Here is a 19,285-nt window from a genome sequence, read left to right on the forward strand (position 1 = left end):
CCTAAGACGGAATGGATCTGCCAAAGGAGGGAAGACCGGTGGAAGAACGTGTGAATGCGATTACGCATGGCTTGGGTGCGGCTTTAGCTGCGGCTGGCTTGATTTTTTTAGTGGTATCGGCTTATGTGTACGGAGGTTTGTGGCATGTAGTTAGCTTCAGCATTTATGGAGCGTCGCTTGTTTTGTTGTATTTGGCATCTACTTTGTATCACAGCTTTCAGAATGAGAAACGAAAGCATCGCCTGCGGATATTTGATCATGCGGCGATTTATTTGCTGATTGCCGGTACTTACACGCCCTTTGCCCTAGTGGTGCTGCATGGCTTGCTTGGATGGACTATTTTTAGTATTGTCTGGGGTCTGGCGGCAGTGGGAATTGTTTTTCAGTTATTCTTTGTCAATCGTTTTAAAAAAACAGCCACTCTTTGTTACTTGTTTATGGGTTGGTTAATTGTCTTCTTTTTGCAGCCCTTGGCGGCGGCATTGGCGCCGGAAGGCATGTTTTGGCTGGCTTTTGGCGGCGTGCTTTATACTGTGGGGGCTGTGTTTTATCTGTTTAAACGAATTCCTTACAATCACGCCGTTTGGCATGTGTTTGTCATGGGAGGCAGCGCCGCTCATTTTGTGGCGGTGGCGCAGTATGTGCTGCCCGTTGCGGTTGCTCCTTAAAAAAATATTGCAAATGAATAGGTAAAAAGGCCGTTGAGAAAACTTTTCTTTTCTCAACGGCCTTTTTATGAGTTTGTTTGGTTTACTTTAACACGGCAGCAACGACGATAGCGGCAATGGCGTTCATTTCATGCTCATGACGTTCGTTCTCTAGACGCTGCCGTTCCTGCCAGGCTTCTTCGCTTTCATGATGATGGCGTCGCATGGCTTCCTCGTGGCGGCGCTGTTCGGCGCGTTCACGCTCATGACGTTCCCGTTCCATCCGCTCCCGATGTTCCCGTTCCTGGCGATCATGTTCAAACTGCTCGTCTTGTTGTCTCATTTCCTCACGGTCGTGATGCGCTGGAGAAGCCTCAATCGTTGCGGCTCCAATGCCAAATTGGATAATTCCTGCCAGAGCTAGAAAGACTGCTTTTTTTGCTATGTTATTCATGATGAAATCCTCCTTGCGTTTGATTAATCTTAGTTTAGCGTAATCTTGTTACAGCTTAGTTACAAAAAGATGACTGTCAAAACACAAAACGGTCAAAAAAATATGCAAATTATTTTCGATTATCATCAATTTACCCCTTTCTTATTTTACCGAAGTAAAGTAAAATAAAGGAGCCGATAAAAAAGACTAGAACGGAGGGTTTTCATGAAACGAATTATTTCTGTAGTATTGTTGCTGGTGATGGCAGGGGTGTTGTTTGCCGGGTGTGGCAGTACAACCAAAACGGAACCTGCAAAGAAGAAGATTGTCATTGGCTTGGATGACAATTTTCCGCCGATGGGCTTCAAAGATGAAAAGAATAATATTGTTGGCTTCGATATCGATATGGCTAAAGAAGCAGCCAAACGACTGGGGATCGAGGTAGAATTTAAGGGCATTGACTGGAGTAGTAAAGAAGCTGAGCTGAACAGCAAACGTATTGATGCGCTCTGGAATGGTATGAATATCACAGAAGAACGTAAGAAAAACGTGCTTTTCAGCGATCCCTACATGGAAAGCAAACAATTGATCTTTGTAATGGCTAATTCCCCGATTAAAAGCGCTGCTGATCTGAATGGCAAGGTTGTTGGCGTGCAGCAGTCCAGCATTGGCGAAGAAGTGGTTACCAAGGATGAAAAGTTAAAAGCGACCTTGAAGGATTTCAAAAAATATCCTGACTGCGTAGCCGCCTTTATGGATCTAAAAACCGGTCGTTTGGATGCGGTTGTGACCGATGAAATTCTTGGACGCTATTATATGTCCAAAGAACCGGGTACGTATATTGCCATAGAGCAGCCCTTGGGCGAAGTCGGCGTTTATGGCGTAGGCTTCCGCAAGGATGATAAAGAACTGCGCGACAAAGTGCAGAACGTACTGAATGAAATGAAAAAAGACGGAACCTCTGCGAAAATTTCGCAAAAATGGTTTGGTGCTGATATCGTAAAATAAGATAAACAAACGCCTCCCGTTCAAAAGCGGGAGGCGTTTGCTTTGCGTGGAATTCCTTTTGGCTGGAAGTTGTACTATGAGAATTCTTCGTATATAATAAAAAGAAAAAGATAGTAATGATACGGAGTAGTGTCAGAGACGCAGCATGCGTTTTCTGGCATTTATTTTTTAAAGGGGGAGTTACTGTGAGAAAAAGAACTTGTTTTGGGCTGGTTGGGTTGTTATTGGGATTGCTATTATTGGCAGGTTGCGGAGGGGAGCAGCCTAAAGGGGCGGCGCCGGTAGAGTTGAACGTATCTGCTGCGGTAAGTATGAAAGACGCGCTGGAAGAAATTCAACAGCAATATCAAAAAAAGAATCCAAACGTGAAACTCGTCTTTAATTTGGGAGCGTCCGGTTCGCTGCAAAAGCAAATCGAGCAAGGCGCACCGGCGGATATTTTCATCTCTGCGGCTCCCAAACAAATGGATGAATTGCAGGGAAAGGGGCTATTGCAACAGCAAACTCGAAAGAATTTGTTGGAAAACAAGCTGGTGTTGATTGTACCTCAAAACTCCCAGCTGACTATAAAAAGCTTTGAGGAGCTGGCAGATCCCGCTGTTAAGCGTTTGGCTGTAGGCGAGCCGCAAGTAGTGCCTGCTGGACAGTATGCGCAGCAGGTTTTGAAGAAGCTAGATCTTTGGGAGAAACTAGCGGAGAGAATGGTGTTGGCTAAGGATGTGCGTACGGTCTTAACGTATGTGGAAAGCGGCAATGCGGATGCTGGTATCGTGTATAAGACCGATGCGGCGATAAGTACGAAGATCAAAATTATTGCTACTGCTGCCGCAGGAAGCCACCAGCCTATCATTTATCCGGCGGCTATCCTTGCCAATGCTAAGCAACCCAAGGAAGCGGAAGCTTTCCTGCAATATCTTTTAAGCCCTGACGCCGCTAAGGTATTTGAAAAATACGGCTTTGCCATGGGTAAATAATCCATAAGCAAAAACCTATGATTCGATAAGCTTGGCAGCGGCGGCTGCTTGGAGGAAGTATTGACACGTTTCCGCGTCATGGTTGCAAAAAGTGACGCTTTCTAGAGGCGTATCAAGGCGAAGAAAAAAATCAATGACGGTTTCCAAAAGGATTTGCGCGCAACGGTCTTTGGGAAACCCGAAAATACCAGAGCTAATGGCTGGCAGGGACAAGCTGCGCAGATTGTAGAGATGTCCTAAAAAGAGGACGTTTTCGACGGCTTGCCGCAGCTTGCGTTCTTCGTCTCCTTCACCCCATTGAGGGCCAACTGTATGGATGATAAACTTGGCAGGCAGCTGACCGCCGTCGGTGATGACGGCGTGGCTCACAGGAAGAATCCCAATCTTTTTAATTAGGTCCTGACTTTGTTGCTGAACGACAGAACCTCCAGCGCGGGCAATCGCTAAGGCGGCGCCGCCGCCGTGCCGTAAGTGGCTGTTGGCTGGATTGACAATGGCATCGGCGGTTTCGGCGGTAATATCGCCTTGCTTAAGGTGCAGCATTTTTCCACGGGGCAGGCGTATCGTCTTCATATGTCTCCTCCTTTATGGCAGCAGAGGCCAAATATCAGGCGTTTCAAACCCTAAACGCCAGCAGGCCGCTCCGGCTAACTGGTAGGTGTGGATCAGCGCGGTTTTTAAGGCTAGAGAGTCTTTGTTTTCAACCCAAACGTGATAATATTTGCCGTCTTCTTCATACTCCAAATAAGACAGGCCGTAGTCAGAGCGCCATTGGGGCTGGATATTGTGCGTCTGCATTACGGCATTTACATCCTCCATAAAAAAGGTTTTCCCTTTAGCGGTTACTTTACCTTGTTCCTCGGCGTGTTCCCAACGTTTTGTATAAAAGGGGATGCCGAGGAACAATTTATTTGCCGGCACTTCTTGCAAGGTTTTTTTCAGATTTTTTTCCACCCAAGGAAGCGAGGCTACAGGCGCTCCAGGGGTGCTGGTAGCCCACTGCTCGTCGTAGGTCATGACCATAACATAGTCGACAATCGCAGCTAATTCTTTGCGGTCATAGCAGCGAGACCAAGAGGGAGTTTCATTCGGGACTGTCACGTCAATCGAGATAATCAGATTTTGCTTCTTCAGCTCTGTTGTAAGGCTGCGAATGAACTGGGTAAGGCGATCTCGGTCTGCGTCGGCTACATTTTCAAAGTCAATATTGATACCGTCTAAATGGTATTGAGAGGCATAGCTGCTTAGCTGCTGGATCGCTTGCTTTTGCGCAGCAGCCGAAGCAAGAAACTGCCGAGTCCGGTTTGCGTCAAAACCATTGTCGAATAACGCCCAGACTTGGCAGCCTTTTTGGTGAGCTGAGGCGACATAGCCAGCGCTGCCTTTGGAGTGAACGGAGCCGGTAGCGTCAGCCAGAGAAAACCAAGTAGGGGATAGTACCTGCAGGCCTTCGCGTACAGGTGCTGTTTCCGAGGTCTCGGAAAGGCTTTTTACATGATCCCAGGCCAATGTTAACGGCCGTTGCGCCGAGGCTGAGGCCGGCGTTCCTGTCCAAGAAAACAGTAACGATAGAAAAATAAAGATAGTAGTAATCCAAGGGTGCATCGATAAAACTCCTTTCTGGCGATAAGATCTTTGTATCTCATTATACTTGGTTGTATCAGGAAAAAGAATAAGTTTCAGAATTGCAACCAAGGTCCTACAGGTATTTTCCGTGAACGGGTTACGCGGGTCAGTTATTATTTGGTATAATATACAAAATAATCAAAAACTGTCTTGCGTATGAGTGGAGGCGGAAAGCCGCGGGAAGAAGGTGAGCTTATCAATTCGGTGTTTGCCGTACAAATGAATATTTACTTGACGCTGCTATTGGTAAGCATTGCGATTCATGCCTGCCTGAAGCTGGAGCGACGCGAGAGAGGAAACCCGCTCTTCCTGGTGTTATTATTGTTGACCTTGTTGATTCTGGTTTTGGAAACGTTCAGTGTCTTTTTCGCAGCTCCAGAATATCAACGAGTTGGCGGCCTTCAAAAAATTATAGAAGTACTGGGCTTTGCCTTGGCGCCATTACTTCCTTTTTGTATTTCGCTGTATTCGCAACAACGTGTTTTTCGCTATGATTCGTCTCAAAACCGAAAGTGGTCAAGATTGAGTTTGCCTTTGTTGCTAAATTTAGTGATTGCGACGGTTAGTTACTTCCTGTCCCCGGCGGGGACGGACGTGGCTTATGGAGAAGTCCGAAGCAATCTGTTAGCGTCTTTTTCTTATTTGACGACTGGATTTTATTATTTTGTAAATCTTCTCGTGATTTATGTAGGTCGCTGGAAAGTGACGCGAGAAGAAGTGGTGGTATTAGGCCTGCTTTCAGGCATTCCCTTGCTTTTTTCTCTATTTCAATTGTCGCATTTTATTTGGTCCGGCGTGACGATTGCGCTAGTCATTAATTATGTCTATATTGTTCATAATCAAGCGAAACGAGATCCATTGACCGGCTTAGCTAATCGTATGGCCTATGAAGAATATCTGGCTTCCTTTCGTCGGCGAACCGGCAGAAGCCTGGCGGCAATCAACATTGATCTGGATGATTTTAAACGCATTAACGATTCTTTTGGACACCATGAAGGCGATCATGCACTGCAACTTTTTGCGCGAGAATTGTCGGCTACGTTTGCGGGTAAAGGCTTGGCTGTACGGTTGGGCGGCGATGAGTTCCTGGTCTTACTTGAGGAAGAACGGCAGGAAGTATTGCAGCAATATGTAGCGAATTTGAAAGAACGCATTGAATCGCGCATTAAGGAATGTCAGCTCCCGTATGCCATCCACTTTAGTTATGGACTTACCACGCTTGATGAAGGATATCGCAGCGTACGCGAAATGGTCGAACATAGCGATGCGCTTATGTATGAAAAAAAGCAGGGCAAAGCGGGCAGGGCGAGGAAAAGACCGTTCTAAATGCAAGAGAGCGGCAAATGCATTGTGTTTGAGGAACATGCGTGCTATAATTATTTGTAAAGTCATAATAACTTCGTTGAAATCAGGGGGCGTACTGGTTTCGACAGGGGTGGTTGTGGTATAGGTAGCGAGCCGGGGTTCCATCTGCCCGTAAGACGGTGGGACAATTTTAATTGCCAACGAAGAATACGCTTTAGCAGCTTAATGCTAACGGGCCAGTTTCTCCCTCCCGCGGGGAAGCTGTCTCGTCACAATGCGGGATACCTGAAGTCCAATTCTCGGAGGACCCACAGGGAAACTTTATCGAGATAGCGCTGGCGCAGCCTGTCGTTGGGCGGCAAAAGGGCGAAACCTAAATTAACGACTGCGCTCGGAGACACCTGTATGGCGATACTTCTGGACAGGGGTTCGACTCCCCTCGCCTCCACCATTTAAATCCGGAACTAATGAAACCCGCGAATTTCGCGGGTTTTTTTGCTGTGTAATTTTTGCTGGGATTCGGATGGCTCTACCAAGTAAGATGATTTTACCCAAAATAGCAGAAATGGTTGATATATACAAGGGTATTGTTGGATTCGGAAAGAATAATAAAAAATATAGTATAGTTTGGAAAGTAAAATAATGAGTTGGAGAACAGTCACTTGACTCGTTTATGACAAATTGAGCGACACAGGGTAACACGCGCGTTAATGTTATCAAAAAAGGAACGTCCCTGTGTCGCTGGTGTCGTTTAGCCTAGAACAATCCTTATGTTATACTAATTAGTGTTGCGTTAAAATGATAAGCTCATGACCTAAAATATAGTAAGGTCGTTGCTGAGGAGGTATGGAGAGATGTTTACAGGAAAGTTCCCAACAGTACGTATGCGAAGAAATCGCAGTGATGAATGGAATCGTCGTTTAGTTGCTGAAAATCGATTATCGGTTGATGATTTGATTTGGCCTATATTCATACGCGAAGAGGTAGGAGAGCCTGAAGAAATTAAATCAATGCCAGGACAATTTCGTGTAGGCTTGGATCGGTTAGTGGAACACGTGGGGCCGGCGGTTGAGCTTGGTATTCCGGCAATTGCGCTATTTCCAGTTGTGCCTGGTGATAAAAAAGATGCAATGGGCAGTGAGGCAATAAATCCCGATAATATAATTTGCCAAGCCGCGAAGAAACTTAAGCGTGCTTTCCCTGAGATTGGTTTAATCGGGGATGTTGCACTTGATCCATATACAGATCATGGGCACGATGGTATTTTGTGTAATGGCTATGTGGATAACGATAGAAGTGTAAATATATTAGCTCAACAAGCGCTTTTACTTGCGAAAGCCGGTATAGACATTATTGCTCCATCGGATATGATGGATGGGCGTGTTGCGGCGATTAGAAGCGCATTAGATGAAGAAGAAATGATTCATACAAGAATTATGTCATACGCTGCAAAATATGCATCTGGATTTTATGGCCCCTTTCGTGAAGCATTGGGTTCAGGGAAGTCTCTTAAAAATAACAAGAAGACTTACCAGATGGACTCGGCTAATGCAGAGGAGGCGTTGCGAGAAGTTGCCATGGATTTAGAGGAAGGCGCTGATATGGTGATGGTTAAACCGGGTCTTCCTTATTTGGATATCATTCAACGAGTGAAGTCTCGATTTGCTGTGCCTACATTTGCCTATCAAGTTAGTGGGGAATATGCGATGTTAATGTCTGCTATTCGAAATGAGTGGCTTGATCCCAAGATTGTTATTGGAGAGAGTTTGCTTGCTTTTAAACGTGCGGGTTGTGATGGTATACTCACTTATTTTGCCTTAGATATAGCAAAACAGTTGCGCAATGAATAGGTCAGTGTTGTTCTGAAACAGTTCGGTAAATTTGCAAAACCGGATTGTGAAGCTTGTCCTGAGAAAGTCAATGGCGAGTGAAGCCCTAATGGTTCCTACTTTGATTTATGGCGGTATGATTCAATTGAATTTGTACATGTGATTCTGTAGGGTTCCCCTCCATCAATCAAATCCGGATTTTGTCCAAATTATAAAACCCGCTAATATCTGCGTTTGTTAGGTATTAGCGGGTTCTTGTTTTGGGGAACAATAGAATTGATAAAGAAATGCTCTTGTTCTATTTTTCGAGAGTATAGCTTTGGACTAAAGTCATGTTTTTGAACATAAATAGCAAAATAGTGTATAAATTAGTATGAATATGCAAAGCGTTGTTTGACTGTTGTTTAAAAATGGATTAGACTGTAAAAAATGAATAAAAACATTGGATGTAAAAGGCAAACTTGCTGAAAAGCAAGGACGCAAAGCCGTGGGTCTAAGGACGGAATGTCTATGATTGCCAGGTTGCCGGTTTGAATGCTTACTAATGCGACGCCGGTTAAAGTAACCGGCGTTTTTAATTTGCATTTTATCCTAAAGAGTATCAGTATATACTCTTCAAAATGGATTTGAGAAAAAGTGAATAGAAATGTTGAATGTCAATGTCGACAGGTGTTTGAAAGAGGAATTCTTTTTCAAATACCTGTTTTTATTTTGCAAATGGTACTGACTGGCGAATTTTTCAAAGGAAGGTGAAAATGGTGATGAAGGTAAGGCGGATTTTTCAACCAGGAATTTTTATTATGAGTCGATTCCGCTTAATGGCTAAGTTTTTGATGGTGAGCTTAATTTTAGTAGTGTTACTGAGCGTCGCGCTCTTTCAGTTTTTTTCGGGGAATTATGCAAGCAAAGATTTTTCACAAAAAGAAGTATATGGGGTTGAGTATGCTCAATTATCTCAACGATTAACTAGGCATATTCAAGAGTATTGGTTTTTGCAAAAAGAAGGTGCGGCTAACCTTGTAGAAGCGGATTTGATCGAGCTGAAAAAGTTAGACCAAACGTATGAACATGTTTTAGATTCTTCTCAAGAAAATAAACAAGTATCAAAGAATATCGAAGAATGTGAAGCGTTATGGCATAAAGTCGAAAAAGGAAATACGAATTCATATGAAAATTTGTCAGCGGCGCTTACAACGTTGCATACCAATATCTCTGATAACTCCAATTTAACCCTAGATCCGGACTTGGATTCGTATTATTGTATGGATGTAGTGATGTTTCGCAGCCTTGCTATTGCGGAATCTCTATACAAAATTAGAGAAGTTGTAGCAGCTCAGCCGCCGGAAGGATTATCATACAGTGAGCGGAAAAAACTAATTGCCTTGAGCTCCCAGTTAGCAATTTTGGTTGACACTGTTAACACCGATATGCAAACAGGAAGCGAATTTAATGAGGTGAAAGGTCAAAGTATACTGAAAGACATTGGGGTTCCAATAAAAGATTTCACGAAAATCCAAAGCAAATTTTTAAAGAAGCTTGATGAAGAGCTTGAAAAAGAAAAAGGCTATGTTCAATTGGATTTTCCAGACATTGATCAAGCCATTTCCGCGAATGATCAGTTGTTTGCCTCCATAGGAGGAGCTTTGTGGAATTTATGTAATGCGCGTGTACTGCAATACGAGCAGCAGGCGAATATAGTCATTATTGCTATTCTTGTTTCACTGCCTGTCTTAGCGTATGTATGTATTGCATTAGTTTTATCCATTACTAATGCTGTTTCTATAATTGGAGAGAATCTAGAAAAAATTCAAAATGGAGATCTGTCGGTACATATTGAACTGCATTCGCAAGATGAATTGAGTAGTATCTCCAAAGGGATTAATCGAATGCTTGCTCACATGAGAGATATTTTGCAAAGAATATCCGCACAGTCAGAAGGGTTGATTATTGCTTCTAAAGAGTTGTCAGTTAGTTCCGAGCAATCAGCATTGTTGGCTGATGATGTAGCAGATGCTACGTCGCAAGTGTCACGAGGGATAGAAATGCTTTCGGCTTCTACGGAAGAATTAAACGCTTCTGCTGGAAATGTGGAAGCTAATATTGAAAAGATGGCTCTTTTTTCCGAAGAGGGACGAAGTGTTGCGGAAAATATCAAAGAGCGTGCAGAAACACTAGAGGGAAATGCGCACGCTTCCAGAACAAGGGCAGTTTCGTTATACGATGAAATGAATAAAAGTATGCTTCGCTCTATTGATGAGTCCAAAATTGTTGAAGAAATATCCTCTATGGTGGAAGTAATTGCAACTATTTCGAAGCAAACTAATTTGTTGGCTCTGAATGCAGCGATTGAAGCGGCGAGAGCTGGAGAAAGCGGCAAAGGATTTGGCGTTGTCGCGGAGGAGGTTCGAAAGCTGGCGGAAGCGTCTGCGACGGCGGTAGGAGAGATTCAGTCAATGACGCAAGCTGTCCAAAATACGATATCAAAATTGGTGGAAAGCAGCCAAGAGATACTAGGGTTTATCAATGGAACCGTAAATGAAGATTATAACTCCTTTGTTAAAGTAGGAGAACAATATAAGGAAGATGCAAAAGCTTTTTTTGATACGACGGAAAATATTAGCGCTCAATTGCAGCAAGTGTCTCATGAAGTAAAAGAGATATCTCAAGTCATTGAATCGGTCGCTGAAGTGATCTTGGAGAATTCGTCACAAGCGCAAGGGATATCGTTGAACACGGCAGGAGTAAGCGAGAAAATGAAGTCGATTCAATCTTCCTCCGTATCGTTGGAACAGATTGCAGGCAAGATGGGAAGTTTGGTGGTTCAGTTTAAACTGTAATCTTTAACGAATTGTGATAGCGCCTTCAGTTTCCTGCTTGATGGTCTCGTGAGACTCACTACTTCCAATTGCATGTAATGAAAACAGCTCCAGGGACTTCTTTTTCTAAAGAAAGTTCCCTGGAGCTGTTTTTAAGAATAACTGACAACCTCTAATCCCTTGCAAGCGAGTTTTTCTTTTATCCCCTGTAATTCGTCAGCTGTGGGCGCTGTAAAGCTCGTAAATGGAAGGCCAAGAGCTTCCATTTTTTCTTTTCCCAGTGTGTGATAGGGGAGGAGTTCAATTTTTCGGACTCGCGTTTGCTGAAGCAAAAAGCGGCTTAGTTGTTCGAGGTTTTCATCGTCAATATTGACTTCGCGGATTGCAGGCATGCGAATGACGATATTGTCATTGAAATAGGAGGCCGCTTTGATGTTTTGCAGGATGGTTGTATTGTCTATTCCGGTGAAGTAGCGGTGCTTGGTAGGATCCATTACTTTGAGATCAAAAAAGATATGATCTAGTTTTTCAATAATATCTTTGCAGTTAGTGAAGTTGAATTGAGCGCAGCTTTCGACGGCTGTAGCTATGCCGAGGTTTTGGCATTGGTTTACTAATGCGCGCAAAGCTTCTTCTTGATAGAATGGTTCTCCCCCGGAAAAAGTGACGCCGCCCCCGGATTCCAGATAAAAAAGAAAGTCTTTTTTTAGTTGCTGCATTAGAACGTCAATACTCTGACTCTCGCCCATTTTCTGGCGTGCTTTATTGAGGCAGACGGACACGCAGGTAAAGCATTGCTTGCAGGTTGAAGACGCAAAACGAACCTGATTATCTTCCAGAAAAATCGCACCAGCGGGGCAGTGAGAAACACACTGTTGGCAGTGGGTGCATTTGTGGGCTAGAAACATCAATTCTGGATGAGGGGACCAGGATTCTGGATTTGCGCACCAGCGGCAACGAAGCGGGCATCCTTTAAAAAACACGGTGCTGCGGATGCCGTCACCATCGTTGACCGATAAGCGTTGGATTTGAAAGACGTTACATGCTTTCATAAGTGGTTCGCTCAATGATGGCGTCTTGCGCTTTGCGAGAAAGATTTACGAATTGTGTGCTGTAGCCGGCAACACGGACAAGCAAGTCTCGATAATTTTCCGGGTGCTCTTGAGCGCTGCGTAGAATCTCTGGAGAAATGACATTGAATTGAATATGAAAAGCTCCCAGTGAAAAATAAGCGCGAATTAAGGAGGCCAGGTTATTGAGGCCACGATTCGTCTCTAACAGAGTTGGCGAGAGTTTCACATTGACGAGTGTTCCGCCGCTGTGAATGTCATGGTTGATTTTTGCTGCAGAGCGCATGGCGGCGGTGGGGCTGGTTATATCGGTGCCTGCATGCGGCGAGACGCCTTCGGTAAGGGGCGTGCCTGCTTTGCGTCCTTCCGGCGTTGCGCCGACTACTGAGCCGGCAGGGATGTAGTTGGAAATACCCATAAAGGCTGAGTTGAACTTCGCTCCGAAAATATCGGTGTATTGCGTGATTTCCTTATGATAGAAATCGGAAATTCCTGTGGCGAGAGCGTCAACTTCATCCAGGTCATTGCCGTATTTGGGACATTGCAAGGCGGCCTGCCGGAGTTCTTCAAATCCGTCCCAGTCCTGTTCCAGAGCTGCAGCAAAATCTTGCAATTTGTACGCTTGGTCTTCAAAAACAAGCTTGCGAATGGCCGCTAGAGCATTGGCGCTGTCTGCAAGGCCGATGCCTGTGAGCACAGGGCCTAGGCAGTATTTGGCGCCACCCCGGCTGAGATCCCGGCCTTTTTCCATGCAGCCGTCCACTAAGAGAGAAAGGTAAGGCCGTGGCACAATTTCAGCATGTACTTTCTGTGCGGTAAGCGAGCCGATGATGCCGATTTTTATCAAATGAGCCGCTTGGCGAAAGAATAGCGACTTGAATTCTTCGAAATTGGTACTGTCTGCGAGGTTTGTCGCCAAGCCCATTTGTTTGCCGTTTATGCGGCTGATTCCGCCGCTGAGCGTATATTCCATAGCGGCTGCCAAATTAATATTGACGGCGGACGTCCATTCTCCGACTTTGCGAAAATGGGGAACAACGCAGCCGCAATTGCTCCAGTCACGGGCGTCCTCAGGGGAGAGGCCCGCAGCTAAAAGCATTTCCGAGCCGACGCGATCATTGTGGATAGCGGGGAATCCTGTCCCGCAGCGAACCAGCTTGCAAACGGCCTGCAAAAATTCGGGAGGACAATTGGGGTGAATGCGAACGCTAAGTCCGGGTTGATGCGTTTTGACTCGTTCCGTCGCTTCCAGGCAAAGATAAGATATTTCGTTGGTAGCGTCGCTGCCGTCACGCTTACGTCCGCCCACGGTGAGGTTTTGAAAAGAATTGTAGCCAGCAAAAAATTGAGCCGTATTGCTGGAAATAGCCCAAACCCACTCGGATAATTTGAGCCAAAGGCATTCGATACGCTCCAGCGCTTCTTCCCGGGTGAGGAGACCGGCGTTTATATCTTTTTCATAGAAAGGGTACATATATTGATCGAATCGTCCCAGATTTAAAGCCAGTGAATTCTCAGAAAGGATAGAGCCCAATTGCGTAAACCATACGCACTGGATGGCTTCTTTGAAGGTTTGCGGCGGATTTTCAGGTACACGGCGGCAAATGGAAGCGATTTCCTCTAGCTCAAGGCGGCGAGAGGGATCGGCGGTTGCCGCCGCTAATGTGTCGGCTTTTTCCGCATATCGGTTAGCGAGCGTGATGATTCCTTCAGATACAATAATGGCGCTGCGGTAAAAATCCATTTGTTCCAGTTCATCTGTATTAGTAGGAGAGAGCTTGCGTAGAGCGGCAATCGCTTCGTCACGAAAGCCTCCGAAACCTTTTTGGAAAACAAGATCCTGATAATCCGCAGTTACCTCGCCGACGGCGCTGCGCCATTTGGAATCGTTGTCGACAATGCCTGTATCGACGAGTACGCGGGCAGTATCTTCGTCAAGACGGGCTAAAAAGGTTTCTTCCAGCGACTTTCCTTTCCAATAGGGAAAGATTTCATCTCGCAGAGACTTTTTGGCTTCCGGTGAGATCGTATAAGCGTCTTGGGTGCGTTCGGCAAAGGTATCCATTTCCTGTTCGACCCATTGCCAGGAATATTCCGGGCAAATAATGCCGCTGCGGCGAAATTCGCCGATGCTGCCGACGAGGAGTTCTCCCTCAAAGATAACAGGATCAATAGCGTTACAGACCGCTCGAAATGCTTTGGCGCGGCGCAAGATAACGGTTTCTCCTTCCGTTTCTTTGTGAGAATCTGTAAAAATACGAGCTCGCTCGATGCTAATCGAAGGCGTTGTTTCAATGTACTGCTTTTTTATTTCAGCGATGCGAGGTGTTGTCATGAGAAGCTCCTCCTTTAGACCTTTGTATTATTCGTGTTGCTTTAGATACTCTACTAACAGGTTGCAAGCCTTAGTCATATGCTTTTTTAGAACTTGCTTGGCCTTGCGAACGTCCCTTTCGCGGCAGGCGGCAAGAAGAGCGGTATGCTCTGCGTGAGAAAAGTCCTTAAAATCCATTTTGTCGAGGTAGAAAACCAGATACCGTGCGACGTTGTTATGCAGCAGATGAATCATATCCAAAAGGCGCAGGTTGCCAGCCGGTTCATAAAGATATTCATGAAAGAGGGAATTGAGCTCGTTGTAACGAGCCGGGTCGTGGCAAGACGCTTCTTCTTCCAGAATTTTTTCCGCTCGCAGAAAGTCATCTTCTTTCAGTTTGGGAATGGAAAGTGCGAGGATACCGGTTTCCAGCATCATACGAATCTCATAGATTTCAAGGGCTTCTTCCGCGGTCAGGCGAATGACTTCCGCTCCATGATTCGGCAGGAATCGAACCAGTTTTTCTCCTTCCAAAATTTTTAAAGCTTCACGCAAAGCGCTGATGCTCACGCCAAACTGTTGCGCAAGTAATTCTTGACGCAAAGGTTCGCCAGCGTGAATTTCGCCGATCAGGATTTGTTTGCGCAAATGGTTGCTAATGCTTTCCGGGATGGTGATTCTCTTGGTTTTGGTTAAGCTTTTTGATGTGTTCTTCATGGAATTAAATATAGCACCTATTTCAAAACTTGCAAACAATGTTTCGAAAGTATACAGGATACAATCGTAAATTTCGCAGAAATGAATTGACAGTGACAGGGGAATGATTTACTCTAAATCCAAGAAAGAACTCCGCTTTCTAATTCCATAAAACACCGGCAGCGCTGCTTTCCTCTTCTGCAAAGAAGAGAGAAGGCAGTTTTTTTATGGCTTGTTTGCCTAAGAAATTCATAGGGGGAAAACATTATATGAAAGAAAACAAAGCAGCGTACCAGGTCGTTGACGAGTGCAAAGAAGAGATGATTCACCTGTGGGAAGAGCTTGTTACTATGGAAAGCGGACTTTTTTGCAAAACCGAAACCGATGCAATAGGTAGACGCATTGCCTCATTTATAGAAAAGATTGGCGGCAGAACCAGGGGCATTAGCATGGATGATGCGCCAGACGTGCTTATCGGCGAATTCGGAGATATGACACAGCCTTTTGTTGTTTTAACAGGGCATATGGATACGATCTTTAAAAAAGGAACTCCAGAAGAACGGCCATTCCGAATTGAAGACGGCAAAGCCTTTGGTCCAGGCGTCTTGGATATGAAAGGCGGCATTGTCATCCTTTTATACGCAGTATTGGCTTTGCAAAAAATCGACTATGAAAAATATCCGATAAAAGTAATCCTTGTTGGCGATGAAGAGGTGGGGCATCAAAAAAGTTCAGCCATTTCAGCTATACAAAGGGAAGCGGTTGGCGCAAAAGCAGCCTTTAATTTTGAGACGGGTTTTGTCGATGGGGGCATTGTTGTAAAACGCAAAGGCCTGTATCAATTTATGGTAGAGGTTTTCGGAAAAGGAGCGCATGTTGGAAATGACCCGGAAAATGGGCGTAGTGCGATCAAGGAGATTGCCTATAAGGTTCTCGACATAGAAGCGCTAACCGATTGGCAACAAGGAAATACCTTTAATGTTGGCTGGATTGAAGGGGGAACGGTTCCTAACGCAACTCCGGCGTATGCAAAGATTGTGTGTGATCTGCGTTGCGAGAATCCGGATACGCTGCCTCAAATAAAGCAATCGATTGAGGAAGTGGTTAAGAAAACCTATGTGGAGGGAACTTCTACAAAGCTAACTCCGCTGATTGAAGCGAAAGCGATGAAGAAACTGGATGCATCGATGGAGCTCTTTGCGTTTGTGAAGAAAATCAGTGAACAGGAAGGTTTTGGAACCTTATATCCTAAGGAAGTCGGCGGAGTATCCGACTCGGCATATTTCACTGACCTTGGAATTCCTACGCTTTGCGCGATGGGAGTGCAGGGGGGACGCAATCATACGATTGAAGAATTTGCTATTGTAGAGACTTTATTTAGTCGCACCAAATTGCTATGCGCCGTATTGCTTGCGCTGGCATAAATAACAAAAAAAATAGGGGGAATTATGATGACGGATTTTGAACATAAGCTGACTTGGCGCGGGTGGTTGTCGTTTGTCTTTATTGTAATTTCGTTCTCTGGAATTGTTGCCAGTCATCCCGTATTGGGGGCCATGGATTTTCAAAACCTGATTGGAGGCTTTGGCAAGATTGGCGCGGCGGATAGTTTTGTTGGCAAAGGCGGTACAGGGGCGCGAGACGGCTTTATGTTCGGCTTGACGCTGATCCCAACGGTAATGTTCGCTCTTGGCATGATCCGCGTTGTAGAATCGCAAGGCGCTCTTTTAGCGGCGGAAAAATTGATACGCCCGGTTCTTCGCCCGCTCATGGGATTGCCTGGAGTTACAGGCCTTGCTATTGTCAGCAGCATGACCAGTACGGATGTCGGCGCGGCTATGACGAAGCAATTATACGAAGAAGGGCAATTGACCGATAAGGAACGCAGCATTTTTGTGGCTTATCAATATGCCGCTTCCGGTGTTATAACCAACACCTTCGATTGCGGAGCGCCGCTTCTTTCTATTGCAGTGCTGCCCATTGGCCTTATCCTGGCTGTGGAGATTTTCGTGAAAATTGTAGGCGCCAATGTAGTGCGGTTTTACTTGAAGTGGCAAGAGGAAAAAGAAGTTGTTTCTGAATCGGTACAGGTTAAGTCTGCTTGATAAGGAAAGGGGACTGCAATGATGGACAATACAATAGGCGCTACTAAGAGAACGATGTTGGAAGAATTTATTTTTGGAGCGAAGAATGGATTCTATTTAGGGGTAGAGCGGATCTTGCCTGCCATGATCTTAGCCTATGTTATTATTCTGTTTTTGAAAATGACTGGCTTGATGGCCGTTATTGGGCAAGCTATTTCACCAGTTATGGCGTTGTTCGGGCTGCCGGGAGAAGCTGTTATCGCTCTCGTGTCTGCTTTTTTTGCAAAAGCGGCCGGAGCGGCCACTGCGGCGACTCTGTATGCAGACGGCGTGATTACCGCTGCGCAAGCAACCATTCTCTTTCCAGCCACGATTACCATGGGGACGCTTATGGGCCATTTCGTTCGTTGTGTAGTTACAGCCGGGACAAACGCCCGGCATCACGCCTTGATGATTGCGATTCCGGTTATTGACGCCATGCTTTCTATGCTGTTAATGAGGTTCTTATTGTCTGTAATGGGTATTGCATAAAAATTTGAAAGGTGCGCCGATGCGATATCGGCGCACCTTTTTTATAGAAAGAAATGTAGTATGGACGTAGGTGTAAAGAGGAAGCGCAGGTTTTAAGGCGAATATATGTTTGTGATACTTAGGAAAGGAGAGCTTATATGGATAGCATTGCTAAAACACCGCAGCCGCCGTACTATGCCGTTATTTTTACTTCTGTAAAAGGTCCTGAAGATAAAGGCTATGCGAACATGGCGGAACATATTGCGGCATTAGGAGCAGAGCAGCAAGGATTTCTAGGGGCGGAAAGCGTTCGCGAGGCGAATGGCGTAGGAATTACTGTATCCTATTGGACGTCCCTTGAAGCGATTGCTGCTTGGAAAAATAACGAACAGCATCAAAAAGCCCAAAAGCTGGGAGCGGATGTGTGGTATGATAGCTTTGCTACTCGCGTATGCAAAGTGGAACGGCATGGCTTATTTAAGCCTTGAGCAACCAAGGAGGAACTACCATGCACTATCAAGTGAAAACGGATTGCGAAGGGATGGATTGGCTTGCTGTGTGCGAGCTTATTAAAGAAGCTGGCTTAGCTGTCCATCCTGTTGAAGTAACGAAAAAAGCTTTTGAAAACAGCTATCGAGTGGTCTTTGTTTTTCATGACGGGGTGATTATAGCATGTGGCCGGATGATTTCTGATGGTGTTTATCAGGCTGCGGTATATGATATCGCCGTTTTGCCTGAATACCAAGGGAAGAAGCTAGGAAAGCTAGTTATGGATGAGCTCCATAAAAAGCTAGGCGATATCAATGTTATACTTTATGCAAGTCCCGGCAAAGAAGCTTTTTATCAAAAATTGGGCTATCGGAAGATGCTGACCGGTATGGCCTACTTTACCGATATGAACCGCATGCGGGAACGTGGATTTATCGAGTAAAGAAAGACGATACAGGTAAAACGATTTAAAGTTGTCGTAGCTCAAGGGGAGCGGAGCGCTAAGACCGAAGTCTTGGCGCTTTTTCTATGCAGGAAATTATTCGTTGTTGCCGAAAGAACATAAAACCAGGCGAATCGTTAAGAGCAATGGCGCTGAACTGCCAAATTCATAATCAAACTGGAGGATGTTTATGCAAAAAGGTCTTTTTCGCGCCTTAGAAAAGATTGATGTAGTATGCGAAAATGTGGAAACGAAAGAGATCGTGATTTTCTCAAGTTTTATTAAATCTATTGAAAACGACTCCTTGTTTATTGGCGTACCGCAACGCGAAAAAGAAGAAATGCATGCTTGTATTGGAGAGTATTTAAAAGCGAGAATTACGACCGAACAATGCGCTTATTTTTTTGAAACAAAAGTCGTCAAATACCATCAGCAAGAAATGAAATTATGGGAGCTGGCATGGCCTTGTTGTATGCAACGAAGCCAGCAGCGTAAATATGTTAGGGCGAAAACTATTTTGGAAGTAGTCCTAGAGTATATGGATGTAAGGATGCAGTGGCAAGTCATGCGAACCTATACGAAAGACCTTAGTGCAGGCGGGTTGCAAGCGATTATGCCCTCAGTGCCTCCAGAAGGTTCTAACGTACTGGTCCATTTGTTTTTGACGGAGGAAGAAGTATTAGATCTAAAAGGAGAATTTGTGCGGATTGAATATCCTAAAACAGAAGAGCAAAAACACTTTGCGTCAATTAAGTTTTGTGAAATGGATAAAAAAATGACGGAGCGAATCGTAAAGTTCATTTTTGATAAAGAGGTGGAACAACGGAAGCGGTGTTCTCGCTAGATAGGAATTGCTGTTGGTGTTGGACGGAAAGCTAACAATGGATTGTATAAGCGGCAGCTCGTTAATGCTTGCATGTGGCAGGTGTTGGCGAGCTGTTTTGATTCGCTGGTTTGTTTTAGAAAAAGCTAATGTATACTAATTCGCTAGCAGGAAAAATATAGAAAAAGAAGAATAAAGAAAGTGAAAATTAACACAATT

Annotated in this window: 18 protein-coding genes, 1 other RNA gene and 1 riboswitch; of the genes, 13 read left to right on the plus strand and 6 right to left on the minus strand. The window is 44.9% G+C overall.

Annotation, left to right across the window (positions count from 1 at the left end):
- Nucleotides 1-38 precede the first annotated feature (38 nt).
- Nucleotides 39-668 (plus strand): PAQR family membrane homeostasis protein TrhA, encoded by a 630-nt coding sequence (trhA, locus tag C508_RS0108135; RefSeq protein WP_018703058.1) that lies wholly within the window; start codon nucleotides 39-41, stop codon nucleotides 666-668.
- 82 nt (nucleotides 669-750) lie between these two features.
- Here the strand turns inward: trhA and C508_RS0108140 are convergent, their stop codons facing one another.
- A complete protein-coding gene (locus C508_RS0108140; protein WP_018703059.1) occupies nucleotides 751-1,101 on the minus strand; it encodes a hypothetical protein in 351 nt (116 codons plus the stop codon).
- Between the two features lie 204 nt (nucleotides 1,102-1,305).
- On the opposite strand from C508_RS0108140, the gene C508_RS0108145 reads away from it, so the two are divergent.
- Nucleotides 1,306-2,088 carry an amino acid ABC transporter substrate-binding protein gene (locus tag C508_RS0108145; RefSeq protein ID WP_018703060.1) on the plus strand — a complete coding sequence of 261 codons (783 nt, stop codon included), beginning with the start codon at nucleotides 1,306-1,308 and terminating at the stop codon, nucleotides 2,086-2,088.
- Nucleotides 2,089-2,273: 185 nt separating this feature from the next.
- Nucleotides 2,274-3,062, plus strand: coding sequence for a molybdate ABC transporter substrate-binding protein (gene modA / locus C508_RS0108150; protein ID WP_018703061.1), 789 nt, complete (start codon nucleotides 2,274-2,276; stop codon nucleotides 3,060-3,062).
- A 15-nt stretch (nucleotides 3,063-3,077) separates the two neighbouring features.
- Here modA and C508_RS0108155 read toward each other — a convergent pair whose 3' ends face one another.
- Nucleotides 3,078-3,635, minus strand: coding sequence for a macro domain-containing protein (locus tag C508_RS0108155; RefSeq protein ID WP_018703062.1), 558 nt, complete (start codon nucleotides 3,633-3,635; stop codon nucleotides 3,078-3,080).
- Between the two features lie 12 nt (nucleotides 3,636-3,647).
- A complete protein-coding gene (locus C508_RS18150; protein ID WP_018703063.1) occupies nucleotides 3,648-4,667 on the minus strand; it encodes a glycosyl hydrolase family 18 protein in 1,020 nt (339 codons plus the stop codon).
- Nucleotides 4,668-4,844: 177 nt separating this feature from the next.
- Between C508_RS18150 and C508_RS0108165 the strand changes: the two genes are divergently transcribed.
- From C508_RS0108165 to C508_RS0108175, 4 genes are all read left to right on the plus strand, one after another.
- Nucleotides 4,845-6,014: a GGDEF domain-containing protein gene (locus C508_RS0108165; RefSeq protein WP_018703064.1), complete on the plus strand. Its 1,170-nt coding sequence runs from the start codon at nucleotides 4,845-4,847 to the stop codon at nucleotides 6,012-6,014.
- 85 nt (nucleotides 6,015-6,099) lie between these two features.
- Nucleotides 6,100-6,444: a transfer-messenger RNA gene (gene ssrA, locus C508_RS19830) on the plus strand.
- Nucleotides 6,445-6,847: 403 nt separating this feature from the next.
- Nucleotides 6,848-7,843: a porphobilinogen synthase gene (hemB, locus tag C508_RS0108170; RefSeq protein WP_018703065.1), complete on the plus strand. Its 996-nt coding sequence runs from the start codon at nucleotides 6,848-6,850 to the stop codon at nucleotides 7,841-7,843.
- A 423-nt stretch (nucleotides 7,844-8,266) separates the two neighbouring features.
- Nucleotides 8,267-8,352, plus strand: a riboswitch (cyclic di-GMP riboswitch).
- 225 nt (nucleotides 8,353-8,577) lie between these two features.
- Nucleotides 8,578-10,659, plus strand: a complete 2,082-nt coding sequence (locus C508_RS0108175; RefSeq protein WP_018703066.1) for a methyl-accepting chemotaxis protein — start codon at nucleotides 8,578-8,580, stop codon at nucleotides 10,657-10,659.
- Between the two features lie 131 nt (nucleotides 10,660-10,790).
- Here C508_RS0108175 and C508_RS19835 read toward each other — a convergent pair whose 3' ends face one another.
- The 3 genes from C508_RS19835 to C508_RS0108190 are packed head-to-tail and all read right to left on the minus strand — an operon-like array spanning nucleotide 10,791 to nucleotide 14,739.
- Entirely contained in the window at nucleotides 10,791-11,690 is a 900-nt protein-coding gene (locus C508_RS19835) for a glycyl-radical enzyme activating protein (protein WP_026319438.1), read from the minus strand.
- Nucleotides 11,677-14,043, minus strand: a complete 2,367-nt coding sequence (locus C508_RS0108185; RefSeq protein ID WP_018703068.1) for a glycyl radical protein — start codon at nucleotides 14,041-14,043, stop codon at nucleotides 11,677-11,679. Before C508_RS0108185 ends, C508_RS19835 begins: the two co-directional genes overlap by 14 nt.
- 27 nt (nucleotides 14,044-14,070) lie before the next feature.
- Complete coding sequence (locus C508_RS0108190) at nucleotides 14,071-14,739, minus strand: GntR family transcriptional regulator (RefSeq protein ID WP_018703069.1); 669 nt, start codon at nucleotides 14,737-14,739, stop codon at nucleotides 14,071-14,073.
- Between the two features lie 248 nt (nucleotides 14,740-14,987).
- Between C508_RS0108190 and C508_RS0108195 the strand changes: the two genes are divergently transcribed.
- The 6 genes from C508_RS0108195 to C508_RS0108220 all read left to right on the plus strand — a co-directional run bounded on the left by C508_RS0108195 (nucleotide 14,988) and on the right by C508_RS0108220 (nucleotide 19,087).
- Nucleotides 14,988-16,142 (plus strand): M20/M25/M40 family metallo-hydrolase, encoded by a 1,155-nt coding sequence (locus tag C508_RS0108195; RefSeq protein ID WP_018703070.1) that lies wholly within the window; start codon nucleotides 14,988-14,990, stop codon nucleotides 16,140-16,142.
- A gap of 27 nt (nucleotides 16,143-16,169) precedes the next feature.
- Nucleotides 16,170-16,823, plus strand: a complete 654-nt coding sequence (locus C508_RS0108200) for a nucleoside recognition domain-containing protein (RefSeq protein ID WP_018703071.1) — start codon at nucleotides 16,170-16,172, stop codon at nucleotides 16,821-16,823.
- Between the two features lie 21 nt (nucleotides 16,824-16,844).
- Entirely contained in the window at nucleotides 16,845-17,333 is a 489-nt protein-coding gene (locus tag C508_RS0108205) for a nucleoside recognition domain-containing protein (RefSeq protein WP_018703072.1), read from the plus strand.
- A 137-nt stretch (nucleotides 17,334-17,470) separates the two neighbouring features.
- Nucleotides 17,471-17,800 (plus strand): antibiotic biosynthesis monooxygenase family protein, encoded by a 330-nt coding sequence (locus C508_RS0108210; protein WP_018703073.1) that lies wholly within the window; start codon nucleotides 17,471-17,473, stop codon nucleotides 17,798-17,800.
- 20 nt (nucleotides 17,801-17,820) lie between these two features.
- Nucleotides 17,821-18,243 carry a GNAT family N-acetyltransferase gene (locus C508_RS0108215; RefSeq protein ID WP_018703074.1) on the plus strand — a complete coding sequence of 141 codons (423 nt, stop codon included), beginning with the start codon at nucleotides 17,821-17,823 and terminating at the stop codon, nucleotides 18,241-18,243.
- Nucleotides 18,244-18,433: 190 nt separating this feature from the next.
- The gene (locus C508_RS0108220) at nucleotides 18,434-19,087 is read left to right on the plus strand and encodes a flagellar brake protein (RefSeq protein WP_018703075.1); all 654 of its coding nucleotides are present in this window, start codon (nucleotides 18,434-18,436) and stop codon (nucleotides 19,085-19,087) included.
- The last annotated feature ends 198 nt before the right edge of the window (nucleotides 19,088-19,285 follow it).

The sequence above is a fragment of the Anaeromusa acidaminophila DSM 3853 genome (assembly GCF_000374545.1).
In the GTDB taxonomy this organism is placed as follows: domain Bacteria; phylum Bacillota; class Negativicutes; order Anaeromusales; family Anaeromusaceae; genus Anaeromusa; species Anaeromusa acidaminophila.